The sequence below is a fragment of the Pseudoclavibacter sp. RFBJ3 genome (genome assembly GCF_002931375.1).
Lineage (GTDB): Bacteria > Actinomycetota > Actinomycetes > Actinomycetales > Microbacteriaceae > Pseudoclavibacter.
In genome coordinates, this window is the sequence record NZ_PSXZ01000027.1 from 21651 (window position 1) to 34493 (window position 12843).

At 69.3% G+C, this 12843-nt stretch carries 10 protein-coding genes; 4 read left to right on the forward strand and 6 right to left on the reverse strand.

The features are described 5' to 3' along the window. Nucleotides 1-106 precede the first annotated feature (106 nt). Entirely contained in the window at nucleotides 107-2659 is a 2553-nt protein-coding gene (locus C5E07_RS18200) for an MMPL family transporter (RefSeq protein WP_104301402.1), read from the forward strand. Nucleotides 2660-2794: 135 nt separating this feature from the next. Here the strand turns inward: C5E07_RS18200 and C5E07_RS18205 are convergent, their stop codons facing one another. Both C5E07_RS18205 and C5E07_RS19590 read right to left on the reverse strand, forming a co-directional pair. Next, on the reverse strand, nucleotides 2795-3430 hold the full coding sequence (locus tag C5E07_RS18205; RefSeq protein WP_104244524.1) for a dihydrofolate reductase family protein: 636 nt from the start codon (nucleotides 3428-3430) through the stop codon (nucleotides 2795-2797). Nucleotides 3431-3746: 316 nt separating this feature from the next. After that, the gene (locus tag C5E07_RS19590; protein WP_181058174.1) at nucleotides 3747-6092 is read right to left on the reverse strand and encodes an HNH endonuclease signature motif containing protein; all 2346 of its coding nucleotides are present in this window, start codon (nucleotides 6090-6092) and stop codon (nucleotides 3747-3749) included. Nucleotides 6093-6279: 187 nt separating this feature from the next. Here C5E07_RS19590 and C5E07_RS18230 point away from each other — a divergent pair, with 187 nt between their 5' ends. Beyond that, entirely contained in the window at nucleotides 6280-6948 is a 669-nt protein-coding gene (locus tag C5E07_RS18230; RefSeq protein ID WP_104301382.1) for a hypothetical protein, read from the forward strand. Nucleotides 6949-7031: 83 nt separating this feature from the next. Here the strand turns inward: C5E07_RS18230 and C5E07_RS18235 are convergent, their stop codons facing one another. Genes C5E07_RS18235 through C5E07_RS18245 form a run of 3 tightly spaced genes read right to left on the reverse strand, consistent with a single transcriptional unit; the run spans nucleotide 7032 to nucleotide 10163 of the window. Beyond that, nucleotides 7032-8321, reverse strand: coding sequence for an ABC transporter permease (locus tag C5E07_RS18235; RefSeq protein WP_104301384.1), 1290 nt, complete (start codon nucleotides 8319-8321; stop codon nucleotides 7032-7034). Next, a complete protein-coding gene (locus tag C5E07_RS18240; RefSeq protein ID WP_104301386.1) occupies nucleotides 8318-9034 on the reverse strand; it encodes an ABC transporter ATP-binding protein in 717 nt (238 codons plus the stop codon). Before C5E07_RS18240 ends, C5E07_RS18235 begins: the two co-directional genes overlap by 4 nt. A gap of 1 nt (nucleotide 9035) precedes the next feature. Further along, entirely contained in the window at nucleotides 9036-10163 is a 1128-nt protein-coding gene (locus tag C5E07_RS18245; protein WP_181058176.1) for an efflux RND transporter periplasmic adaptor subunit, read from the reverse strand. An 89-nt stretch (nucleotides 10164-10252) separates the two neighbouring features. Between C5E07_RS18245 and C5E07_RS18250 the strand changes: the two genes are divergently transcribed. Together C5E07_RS18250 and C5E07_RS18255 are read left to right on the forward strand one after the other, a co-directional pair. Then, nucleotides 10253-11146 (forward strand): hypothetical protein, encoded by an 894-nt coding sequence (locus C5E07_RS18250; protein WP_104301390.1) that lies wholly within the window; start codon nucleotides 10253-10255, stop codon nucleotides 11144-11146. Nucleotides 11147-11255: 109 nt separating this feature from the next. Next, a complete protein-coding gene (locus C5E07_RS18255; RefSeq protein ID WP_104301392.1) occupies nucleotides 11256-11525 on the forward strand; it encodes a hypothetical protein in 270 nt (89 codons plus the stop codon). 9 nt (nucleotides 11526-11534) lie between these two features. Here the strand turns inward: C5E07_RS18255 and purT are convergent, their stop codons facing one another. After that, nucleotides 11535-12743, reverse strand: a complete 1209-nt coding sequence (purT, locus tag C5E07_RS18260; protein WP_104301394.1) for a formate-dependent phosphoribosylglycinamide formyltransferase — start codon at nucleotides 12741-12743, stop codon at nucleotides 11535-11537. Nucleotides 12744-12843 lie beyond the last annotated feature (100 nt).

Consider the following 12843-nt stretch of genomic DNA (forward strand, 5'->3'; position numbering starts at 1 on the left):
GACGAGACGTTGCGTATGATCTAGGGCGGCGCCCCTCGAGCAGTCGGGTCGGTTCGGGCGCCGCAACGAGCGTGCGCGCATGATCCTGCGCGTCGAGAGGATGCTGATGGCCGAACTGCTGTACCGCCTGGGGACCTTCGCGACCCGCCGTGTGTGGGTTGTCGTGGGGGCGTGGCTGGTGATCCTGGGGCTCGCCGTCGGCGGGTTCCTCATCGGCTTCAAGGGGCTCTCGTCGAGCTTCGACGTGCCTGGCACGGCCTCGGGCGAGGTCATCTCGGAACTCGAGGAGCAGCTGCCGGCGTTCGCAGGCGCATCCGGCACCGTCGTGTACTCCACGGAGGACGGGTCGGCGCTGACGGAGGCGCAGCGGGCTGACATCAGCTCCGTGATCGCCGACCGTGGCGACCTCACCGACGTGGCCGATGTCATCGACCCGTTCTCGGCGACGGCCGAGCTGGAGGGCCAGGCGGCGCAGGTCGAGAGCGGCCGCACGCAGATCGCCGACGGGCAGGCGCAGCTCGACGCGGGCCAGGCGCAGCTCGACGGCGGCAAGGCGCAGCTCGACGCGGCGCAGGCGCAGCTGGATGCGGCGAAGCAGCAGCTCGAGGCGGCCGGGAACCCGGCGGCGCAGCTCGAGGCGCTCGAGGCTCAGCAGGCGCAGCTCGACACGCAGGTGCAGGCGATCGCCGATCAGCAGGCCACTCTGGATGCGTCGCAGGCTGAGATCGACACGCAGCTGCAGCAGCTGGAGAACGGCGCGAAGCTCGTCGATCTCTCGGATGGCATCAGCCTCGTCTCGGAGGATGGCTCGACGGCGATCGTCAACGTCTCGTTCACGGAGCCGCGCCTCGAGCTGAGCGAGGACGCGAAGCAGGGCGTCATCGAGTACTTCGAAGCGCACCCCGTCGACGGGGTGAACGTGGCGTTCTCGACGGATATCGCGCAGAGCGTCCCGCAGATCTTCGGCATCGGCGAGGCGATCGGCCTCGTGTTCGCGGCCATCGTGCTGCTCGTGCTGCTCGGGTCGGCGCTCGCCGCATCCCTGCCGATCCTGACGGCGCTCGTGGGCGTCGCGATCGGCGTCGTCAGCGTGCTCGCGTTCTCCGGCGTCGTGCAGATGGCGTCGGTCACCCCTGTCCTGGGCATCATGCTGGGGCTCGCGGTCGGCATCGACTACTCGCTGTTCATCGTGAACCGGCACCGCAAGCAGCTCATGCAGGGCATGGACGTGCGTGAGTCGATCGGGCTCGCGAACGGCACCGCCGGCAACGCGGTCGTGTTCGCCGGGGCGACGGTCATCGTGGCCCTGCTCGCCTTGAACGTGACGGGCATCCCGTTCCTCGGACTCATGGGCACGGCCGGTGCGGTGTGCGTGCTGATCGCGGTGCTCATCGCCGTCACGCTCACGCCTGCGTTGCTGGGAAAGCTCGGGATGCGAGTGCTGAACAAGCGCAGGCGGGCGCACATCCGCAAGCTGCACGGCTCTGGCCCGGAAGGGGCAGCGACCGGCGGTGTCGGCGTCGTGACGGGTCAGGTGCGGGCAGCTCACGCCCAACCGTTGAAGGCCATGCCGACGTGGCGGGCCATCGTGACGGTGCTCGCCGGGGTTGCGGTGCTGCTGACGGTCGCGATTCCCGCGCTGTCGATGCGGGTCGGCCTGCCCGACGGTTCGTCGGAGCCTGAGGAGTCGGCGTCGTACCAGGCGTTCACGATCACCGAGGAGCAGTTCGGGGCCGGCGCGACCGGTCCGCTGCTGGTCACGGCCACGCTTCCCGAGGGGCTCGACGATGCTGGCGTGCTCGACAAGCAGGTGCTCGTCGGCGAGAAGCTCGCCTCGCTCGACGACGTCACCGCGGTCGCCCCGATCGGCGTCTCGGACAACAAGAGCCTCACGGCGTTCCAGGTGATCCCGGCGGAGGGGCCGAACAGCGTCTCCACCGAGCAGCTCGTCGGCGAGCTCCGCGCTCTGCCCGAGATCGAAGACGGCATCACGCTCGGCGTCGCCGGGCAGGCGGCCATCAACATCGACATCTCCGAGGGACTCAACTCGGTGCTGCCCCTCTACATCGCGCTCGTCGTGGGCCTGTCGCTGCTCATCATGATTCTCGTGTTCCGGTCGATCCTCGTGCCGCTCATCGCGACGGGCGGGTTCATCCTGTCGCTGTTCGCGACGTACGGGGCCGTGGTCGCGGTCTTCCAGTGGGGGTGGTTCGCGGACCTCATCGGCTTGCACGCGACGGGGCCGATCCTGAGCTTCCTGCCGGTCATCCTCGTCGGCATCCTGTTCGGGCTCGCCATGGACTACCAGCTGTTCCTCGCCTCCGGGATGCGTGAGGCGTACGTGCACGGGGCTGAGGCGCGGGTCGCTGTCGTGCAGGGCTTCCGGGCCGGCCGAGCCGTCGTGGTCGCCGCGGCGCTCATCATGGTGTCCGTGTTCGGCGGGTTCGTGTTCGCCGAGTCGACCATGATCCGGTCCATCGGGTTCGGGCTCGCGTTCGGTGTGCTCCTCGACGCGTTCATCGTGCGCATGCTCATCATGCCGTCGCTCATGCACCTCCTCGGGAAGTCGGCCTGGTGGCTGCCGAAGTGGCTCGACAAGATCATGCCCAACGTTGATGTCGAAGGCGCCGCGCTGGAACGCAAGCACCCCGCGCACTAGCGGGACAGGTTTACGCACCGAGTTGCTACCCCGCACGCTGACGTTGAAAACGTCGGCGTTGCGGGGTCGCGGCGTTGCGTGAGGCAGCTGTCGATAGCGTGGTCGTGGTCGTGGTCGTGGCTATGGGCGTGGGCTTCAGCGCTCGCGCAGTGCCTCGTCCATGTCGGCCGTCTCAACCGGGCTGCCCGGGCCGTACTTGAGCAGCACGCATCCGCGCCCCGATGCGACGGGCGGTTCGAGGAGGCTCAGCCCGAGCGGTGGTCCATCGTCCGGGAAGAGTCGCTTTCCTGCGCCCAGGACCACCGGATACACCCACAGGTTCAGCACGTCGAAGAGCCCCTCCCGCACCAGCGTCTGGGCGAAGTCGACGCTCCCGATCACGTGGATGCTGTTGTGGCGGTCCCGGAGGGCGGACACCTCCGCCGCAAGATCGGCGCCCACACGATGCGATGCCGCCCAGGGCAAGTCGGGGGTGCCGCGGGACGCCACGTACTTCGGGATCCTGTTGAAGACCGCGGCGATGCCATCGGACGGGCCATCCGCGTAGCGCGGCCAGTACGCCGCGAAGATGTCGTACGTCTTGCGGCCCAGCAGCAGCGCATCCATGGTCCGCACACCACTCTCGACCTGCTCGCCCTCCGCCTCGTCCATGAGCGGCGCCTGCCAACCCCCGAACCTGAACCCACCCTCCGGATCCTCCTCCGGCCCGCCCGGTGCCTGCTGCACCCCGTCCAGGGTCGTGAAGAGGTCGATGATGATCTGACCGGCCATGGCGTCTCCTTTGATCGCAGGTGTGGTCGTCCTGAATTCGCTGAAGCCGTTGAGTTGGCTCAGCCCAGTGAGTTGACTGAGCTCAGTGAGTTGACTCAGCCGTCTCCTTGGTCAGCGTCGTCGGCCTGCTCGATCTTGCGGACGTTGGAGAAGCCGCGGGTGTCATCGCGCTCGTTTCTCCCTCAATGTACGACGAGCTCCAAAGCTCCTCCATGCGAGCTAGGTGGGAATCCGAGGGGCGCTCAGGGACAACAGATGGGATGGGCGCCTGGCTCGGTCACGAGGGATCGTCGGGTCTCAGGCGAGCCAGCCGGGCTCAGAAGGGCGGCGGATCGTCCGACGAGTCCGAACGTTTTCCCCGAGAGCTCTCGGCGCGCAGCTGGTCGCCACCTCCCTCGTCGCCCCGTTGCCCGGTTGGACGAAATTCAGGTTGATCCCGACGCGACGACCCCGACTCGATGGCCGCCTTCTTCGCCGCGCGCTTCCTCCTGAACTCCTCGAGGAAGCCAAGCTTCGGGAACCGCGACCGCAGGTCGTGCTCGTCCTCGTGCCTGGCCTTGTCCTCGTCCTCGTGCCTGTCCTCGTCCCTGTCTTCGCGCTCGCACTCGTGTTCCCCTGGGCAGTGCTCGTGGCGAGCGCGGATCGGGTCGCGAACGTCGCTGACGTCGCCCACTTGTGCTGCGTCGCCCGCGTCCTCAAGGTCGCCGCCACCACCACCAACCTCCTCAAGGTCGCCGCCACCGACCGCGCGCTGAGCAGCGGCGGTGTCGTCGGCGCGGCCAGAGCTGCGTGAGTCGCCGAGGCCCGGAGCGGTCGACGGGAGGGCGACTTGGCCGCCGCTGTCGGTACTGGGTTGGGTGGCGCTCGACTGCTCGCCGCGGTCAGGGTTCGGAAGTGCGGTGAGCCGGCCGAACTGCACTGGGGCGTCGCGGAAGACGAAACCGCTAGGAGATCGCCACTCGTAGACGCCATCGGGCAGCTGTCGTACCTCCCAATCACCGTGGTGCTTGCCCGTGTGGTGGCCTCCACAGAGGTGGCCGAGGTTCGCAAGACTCGTCGGGCCGTCCTCCTCCCAAGCCTTCGTGTGGTCGATGTCGCAGCGGCTCGCCGGCATCATGCATCCCACGAAACGGCAGCGACCATCGCGGACAGCGATTCGGCGGCGCATCGCACTCGTCGGCCGGTACGTATCGATCTCGACCAGCGTGCCCTTGAGGGGATCCGTGAAGATGCGCTCGAACTCGGGCGCCGCGTCGATGAGGCGCCGCACCTCCGCAGTCGGAACAGGGGTGTAGCCGTTCAGAAGGCCAGGACCGGGGTTCCCCCGGCGTGCAGCATCTCCGCGGTCTCCGCGGTCTCCGCGGTCTCCGCGGTCTCCGCGGTCTGTGCGGTCGGGGCTGCCTGGGCTGCCTGTCCGGGCTGCGCCGGCTGTGCCATCGGTGCCGACTGTGCCGTCGGTGCCGACCGTGCCGTCGGTGCCGACCGTGCCGTCTGCGCCGACCGTGCCGTCTGCGCCGTCCGTGCTGGCTGCGGCGTCTCTACCGACTCTGTACCCGGTGGGTGCGAGCAGCGTCTCAGCCGGAATGACGATCGAGATCTTCGCCTTGATCGGAGCCCTGCCCCGCAACTCCTCCGGCGTCGCGCGAAGGAAGCTGTCGGAGAGCACATCCGCGCGCACCTCGTCCAGCGAACGGGGCTCAGACTGCGGATCGTCGCCTCTGCTCCCGGCGTCCAGCGCACTGGCTGGCTCACTATCGCAACCATCGGCGTGGCCGTTGGCAGGGCCTTGGGGGTCTCCGTTGGCTCGCGCCTCGCCTTGACCGTCGGCGTCGTTGCCGGTCGGGTGCGCGTCGGCGCGTTCCTTTGCTGCCCGTCGCTCGCCGTCGCTGATGACGAGCGCCTGCCTTGTCGTTCGGTCGAAGATCGCCACGAGCGTCGCGTAGGAGTCGATGACCGACAGCTCGCCGAGGCCGTCCTCGAGCTGCGAGAGCGTCACCCGTCGGGTACGGCGGGCCCTCTCGAAGCGCTCATCGAGTGACTCCTCGGTCAATTCCTCGGCGACCCGCTCCGCGAAGGACTTGATTCGACCGGGGGTCGTCGAGACGGCCTTCTCGAGCACCACGCGCGCAAAGTGCTCTCGGCGACGCTCGAGCTCAGCAGGGTCGGGATGCGTGATGCGAAGACCCGCGTCGACGATCACCAGCGCATGCGCGCGGCTGATGGCCCCGGCCTTCATCGCCTCCTGAACGGGCTCGAAACGATTGGCGATCGCATCCGCTCGACCGAATTCGATCTGCACCGACCGCTGCGACCTGCCCGACACTGCCGCGATCTCGGACGCGAGCGACCGCACCTCCAGGGCGGGACTCGAGGTGCCGGCCAGCTCGTCGCCCCGGAGCCCCAGCTCGAGCGCCCGAGCGTGCAGCTCTGTTTGCTCGCCGTGGAGCCGATTCAGGTGCCGCTGGTTGTCGGCGAGGGCGAGCACAAGCAGCGCTCGCCGCACGCCGCGCGTGCGATCTTCGGCGCGCTGGCAGGCGTCGTCGACGACGCCCTGCTCGACACCGAGCCCGGCCGCGAGACGCCGGCGCATCTCACGAAGCCGAGCCGCGCGACCAGGCGCTGCGGCCCGCGGAGCCTCGTTGTCGATCGGTTCGTTCTGCATACCTGCATCGTCTCCCGAACCACCGACATTCTGTGATTGGCGTGTCACTTCTTTCGCCGCGCACCGCAGCGCACCGCAACGCTCACTGCGCATTCCGCGGCGCCGTCCGCGACGAGCCGCGGCCAGAGCCGGCCTGCCGCGGCGCCGAACACAGCCTCCGTACGCTCGCTCCGGTTAGCGTTGCCGCATGACAACACCGGCGACGGCCCCGACGCTCGAGATCCAGCGGACGCTCTGGGTGTGGTGCGGCGTCTACGTGTCCGCCTGGATCAGCGGGTTGCTCGTCGGCGCCCCAGACATCACCCCGGCCGACAGCTCAGCCGCCGTCGCCGAGGCCTACGCGACCTCGCCGAGCGTGCTCGTCAACGCCGCCCTCGTGCACGGCCTCGCAGCCGTCGCCCTCTACGGCATGTCCACGCTGCTCGGCAGCCAGCGGCTGCGCAGGGCCACGCGAGGAGCGGGCCTCGCAACCCTCGTGCTCTCGCTCATCCAGCTCGCCGGCGAAGCACTCCTCACCTTCGGGCTCGCCTCCGACGGCTCCTCACCGCTGCTCGGCCTCGACTCCGGGCAGGTCTGGGCCACCATCCAGGTCGTCGACGGCATCAAGATGCTCGCCCTCGCCGCGCTCGTGCTGGTCGTCCTGCTCGGCCAGGCCCGCCGCCCCGTCTGGGCGACGCTCGTCAGCGGAGCGACCATCCTCGCGCTCCTCGCCTCAGCCGCCGGCTTCCTCACCCTGAGCGCACCGCTCATGACCGCTGCCTACGTCGCGCTGCCGCTCCTCCTCATCTGGGCCGTCGTCGCCGCGCTCCGCTTCGGGACGCCCGCAGCCGTGCCAGGCGACGCGCAGCTGGTCTAGCGTCTGCCGGCACTTCACCCCAAGCCCGACGCCAGGTCAGAGCTGCAGCAAGGGCCCATGACACGAGGGCCCGACGCAGCGCCCTACGACCGGATCGCGTCGATCACGTTGCTGCGCGTCGCGATGACCGCCGGGATGAACCCCGCGAGCAGGCCGACTCCGACGCTCACGACGATGCCGAGCACCGCCGCATCCACCGGGAACGGCACCGAGTCGGTGAGCCCAAGCCCGCCCGTGATCGCCCCCTGCACAAGCGGGTTCTGCAACGTCACGATCGCGCACCCGATGCCCACGATCCCTGCGAGCAGCGTGCCCACGACGCTCTCCAGCAGGATCGAGAAGAACACTCGGCCACCGGTGGCGCCGAACGACCGCCGGATGCCGATCTCCCGCACCCGCTGCTTCACCGTCACGATCGACAGGTTCACGAAGCCGATCGTGCCGACGAGCAACACGATGCCGCCGACCGCGGTCACGAGGATCTGCACGGCAAGGAACGGGTCCTCACCCCAGGCCAGGTAGTCGGTGCGCTGCGCGTCGACCGCGCCTCCCTCTCCAAGCGCCGCCTTCAGGTCGCGCACGATCTGGCTCGACAGCTCCTCGTGGTTCTCGAGCGGCAGCCACAGCTCGTAGGTCGGGAACGTCGCAGTGGCCCCCTCGTCGCCGTCCATCGACGGCGGGGCGTAGGCGCCGCCCGTCATCATCATCCCGCCCATCATGCCGCCGCCCGCGCTGGCCCCGAGGAGATGCTGGGCGTCGCTCAGCACGTACATCTGCTCTGGGTAGTCCGGGTAGATGTTGGCGGAGACGCCGACGACCACAGCCGTCGTCGGCGCAGCTCCCGCGACCTGCAGCGTCGGATGCTCGGCCACAGACGGGTTGCCCAACCGGTTCCACATGGTCTCGTTGATGACGACCGCGGGAGCCAATCGGTCAGCGTCGTCGGACGTCAGCCACGACCCCTCGATGAGCTTCACCCGATGCATCTCGCCGTACGCCGGATCGACGATCGTGGACTCGACGTCCGCGACACCGTCGACGAACTGGATGCGCGTCATGGCGGACCCCGACGTCGACTGGTAGGTGATGCCGTACCGCTCGATCGCAGCCTTGTAGGCCGCCTCGTAGATAGCGACCTTGTCGTCGGTCGCCGCACTGCTCACCATCAGCTGGTAGCTCGCGGGGCGCCCGCTGGATCGCTCGGAGATCTCGATCGACGACTGCCGTGTGATCGACCCGAGCCCGGTGACCGCGACGATCGCGAACACGGCGATGCCGATGCCGACCAGCGCGAGCGTCACCCGAACGCGGTGCACTCGCAGCTCGTCCCACGCTTCGATGAAGGCACCGGCGATCTGCGTGAACCAGCTCATGCGGGTGCTCCTTCCGCGGGCACGACGGCCGGTTTCGAGGGTGCGAGCAGGCCAGCGTCGAGGCGCAGCATCCGGTCGGCCCTGGCCGCGACGCTCTCATCGTGCGTGATCGTGACGAGCGCGGCCCCGGTCTCCTTCGAGATGTCGGCGAGCAACGTCATGACGCGGGCGCCGGTCTCGAGGTCGAGCGCACCGGTCGGCTCGTCGGCGAGGATCACCCGCGGGCGCCGGACGATGGCGCGCGCGATCGCGACGCGCTGCTGCTCCCCGCCGGACAGTCGAGTCGGCAGCGAGTCGAGACGATGGTCGAGTCCCACATCGGTGAGCGCTTCCCTGGCGAGAGCGTCACGCCGCCAGAAGGAGCTGTCGCGCGCGTAGAGGAGGGGCATGGCCACGTTCTCCGTCGCCGTGCGCCCCTCGAGGAGGTTGAACTGCTGGAACACGAAGCCGATCTGAGCACCCCGCATCCGGTCGCGCGCCCGCAGGCGCAGGGCGGCGGTGGGTTTGCCGTCGAAGAGGAGCTCCCCGCTCGTCGGCGCGTCCAGCAGGCCCAGGATGTTCAGCAGCGTCGACTTGCCCGACCCGGACCGCCCGACGATCGAGAGGTGCTCGCCCTCCTCGATCTGCAGGTTCACGCCGCGCAGGATGTGGAGTTCGCTGTCGTCGGCGGCCCGCACCGACTTCGAGATTTCGCGGAGCTCGATGAACGCCACGTCAGCCGCCCAGCATCCCGCAGATCTCTGCGCCGCTCATCGGGTCGATGTAGCACTCCTCCGGGCTCGCCTGGTCGGCGCCGGGCACGAACTCGAGCACGATGTCGGTCTCGGCGACGCCTTCAGCGATCTGCACGAGCGTGCCGTCGGTGAGGCCGAGCTTCACGGGCCGCTCCTCGATCGCACCGTCAGCGCCCTGCACGAAGACGACCCCGGTCTCCGCCTGCCCCTTCACCGCCGTGATCGGCAGGGTGAGCACGTTCTCGGCGACGCCGCCGTGCAGCACGACGTTCGCTTCGAGCCCGGGGAACACCGTGACCTCGGCGGGGACCTTGCACGTGACCGTCGTCGTGTCGGTCGTCTCAGCTGCACCGGATGCGCCGCTCGGGTCCTCCGCGGCGCTGCTGCTCTTCGCCGCGGCGCCAGAGGCGATGCGGAGCTCGGTGCACGTGAAGGGGGCTGGGCCCGCCGTGATCGTGACCTGCGCATCCGCTGGCGTCGTCGCCAGACGGTACAGCTGGGCCGGTGGGATGGTGCCCTTCACGATGAAGCTCGCCGGGGTGATCGAGACCGGAGCCTCGCCCACCGTCACCTGCTGCTGCTCGATGAGGTTGAGCTTCGTGATGGTGCCGGCCGTCGGGGCGACGATCTCGTTCCACTCGTACTCGGGCTCGACTGCGGGCGCCGCCTGCGGCTGGCCGCTCGCCTCCGGCGACGACGGTGCTGCTGCCGTCGGGGTCTTCTCGTTGCGGATGGCGGCGATCACATCGCCCGCCTCGACTCGCGCGCCCTGCGTCACGTACACCGTGTCGATCGTGCCCATCATGGGCACCTTCGCGTCGACGGCCGGCGACTCCTGCACGTTCGCCGTCAACGTGACGTCGTTCGTGATCGTGCCGAGCACGGGACTGATGACGGGTTCGACGACCTGACCCGTGGGCAGCGCCGCCGACTCCTCGGGTGCCGAGCTGAAGAACGCGATCTTGACGAGTGCGACGGCGATCACAGCCACGAGCGCGATCTTGATGCCGGGCCAGATCCATGACTTCCACACGCGCACGCCGATCCCCATTCTGTCCGCACCGCCGAATCGCGACGAGTTCTCCGAGATAAGGGTTGCCTTTCCCATGGCCGCCCCAGCGCACAACGTAGCAGGAGCCGACGACATCGCCCGCCCCCGTCCTGGACCCGGACCCGGCCGCCCTGCCACAATGAGACGTGACCACTTCACCCCAAGACCTCGGCCTGCTCCTCGACGTGGACGGCCCCATCGCGAGCCCCGTGACCCGCACGATCGCGATCCAGAGCATCCTCGACGACCTCGTCACCCTCGCCGCGGCGGGGGTTCCCATCGCGTTCATCACGGGACGCTCCGAGGAGTTCATCCGCGACCGCGTCATCGAGCCGCTCTTCGAGAACGGCCTCGCCGACGCGCTGCGTCAGCCGGGAGCCCGCATGTTCGGGGTCTATGAGAAGGGCGGAACGTGGTCGGCGATTTCACCCGAAGGGATGAGCGAGCTGCAGATCGACGAGTCGGTCGTGCCGCCCTCCGCGTACATCGCGGCGATCCGCGAGCTCGGCGAGGGCGAGTTCAGCGATGTCCTCGTCTTCGACGAGACGAAGAAGGCCATGATCTCTGTCGAGCAGCGCACCGATGTCAGCTCGGCCGCGTACCTCGAGCGGCAGAAGGCCTTCGACGATGTGGCGTTCGAGCTCGCCGTGCAGCAGGGCGTCGGCATGCGCCACGGCGACCGCGAGGCGCCGGATGCGCAGGGCCTCGTTCCGTTCCGCATCGACCCGACGATCATCTCCACCGACATCGAGTCCGTGAACCTCGACAAGGACCACGGTGCGCGGCGAGCGCTCGCCGAGTTCGCGGCGGCCGGCGCGCTGCCGAAGCGCTGGCGTTCGGTCGGCGACTCCCGCAGCGACTACAAGATGGCCGACGAGCTGCACGCGACGGGCTACGACACGGCGCACGTCGATGTCCGGCCCGCTGACGGGATCCTCGAGAAGGAGTACGACGTCGTGACGTTCGGCGACCTCATCCACGACGACGCCGGGGCAGCGTTCCTGCGCGAGTGCGTTCGCGAGCTGGGACTCGACGGCTAGGCAGCTCGGAGTGCGCGTGCGCGCGCGCACGCAGGCCTGGGCCTGGATCTGCCAGAGTGAGCGGATGCAGAATCTGGGAGAGCGAAAAGGCATTCGTCAAGCGGTCGCCGTGATCGGTGCGAGTGTCGTCCTGCTCGTCGTGACGACCGTCCTGCTCGTGCCGCACGAGGGGTGGGGCGTGTGCTCGGGCTCCAAGTCCGACGCCAGCTTCGACCTCGGGTCGCTCATCGGCTTCGGCGTGCAGCTCGGCAGCTGCTCGACGGCCTGGACGTCGCCCGTTGGCATCCCCACCGGCTACGTGCTCTGGGGTGGCGTGCAGCTCGTGATCATCGCCGCGGCCCTCGCGGTGCAGGTGTCGCTGCTGAGTCGCCGGCGCTGAGCTGAGCGCTCAGCTCAGCGTGATCCTCAGTGCCGCCGCGGCTTCCCGGGCCCGCTCTCGGGCCTGGTCGACGTCGGCGCCGCGCGCGAGAGCGACCGCCACCCGGCGCTTGCCTGCGACGTTCGGCTTCCCGAAAAGGCGCAGCTGCGATGTCGGGACCGCGAGCGCAGCATCCACGCCAGAGATCGTCGGCACACCGGTACCCTCGGCGAGCACCGCGCACGATGCGGCAGCCGACTCCCCGGAACCAGCCCCGATCCGCAGCGGCTCCGACACCGGCAGGCCGAGGACGGCCCGGGCGTGCAGCGCGAACTCCGACACATCCTGCGACACCAGCGTGACGAGGCCTGTGTCGTGTGGGCGCGGAGACACCTCGGAGAAGAGCACGTCGTCGCCGACGATGAACAGCTCCACACCGAACAGTCCGAAGCCGCCGAGCGCATCCGTCACCGTCTTCGCGACGACCTTCGCCTTCTCCAGCGCCGCCACGGGGAGCGCCGCCGGCTGCCACGACTCGCGGTAGTCGCCGTCGACCTGCGTGTGCCCGACCGGCTCGCAGAAGACGGTGCCGCCGACGTGACGCACCGTCAGCAGCGTGATCTCCGAATCGAACGGCACGAAGCCCTCGACGATGACGCGGCCGCGGCCCGTGCGCCCACCCTCCTGCGCGTAGTCCCACGAGGCCTGGACATCGTCCGGTTCCCGGATCACCGACTGCCCCTTCCCCGACGAGGACATGACCGGCTTCACCACGCAGGGCAGGCCCACCGCCTCGATGGCCGCCGCGAACTCGGAGAACGTGTCCGCGAATCGGTACGGGGAGGTCGACAGGCCGAGCTCCTCGGCGGCAAGCCGGCGGATGCCCTCACGGTCCATCGTGAGCTGCGTCGCCCGGGCGGTCGGCACGACGCGGGTGCGTCCCTCCGCTTCGATCTCGGCGAGCACCTGCGTCGCGATCGCCTCCACCTCGGGAATCACGATGTCGGGCTGCTCCTGCGCCAGCACCGCGCGCAGGGCCACCGGGTCGAGCATGTCGACCACGTGACTGCGGTGCGCGAGCTGCATCGCCGGGGCGTTCGCGTAGCGGTCGACGGCGATGACCTCGACGCCGAGGCGCTGCAGCTCGAGCGCGACCTCCTTGCCGAGCTCGCCCGCGCCGAGGAGGAGCGCGCGCGTCGAAGCGGGGGTGAGCGGGGTGCCGAGGGTGCCATCCGTCATGCAGGCATTCTCGCACCGTCGCGTTTCGGGCGGGCGCGTCGCAGCCCGGATGCGCGGAGATCAGCGGGAACAGCTGGTGGTGGTGGGGGTGGTGAGGCAG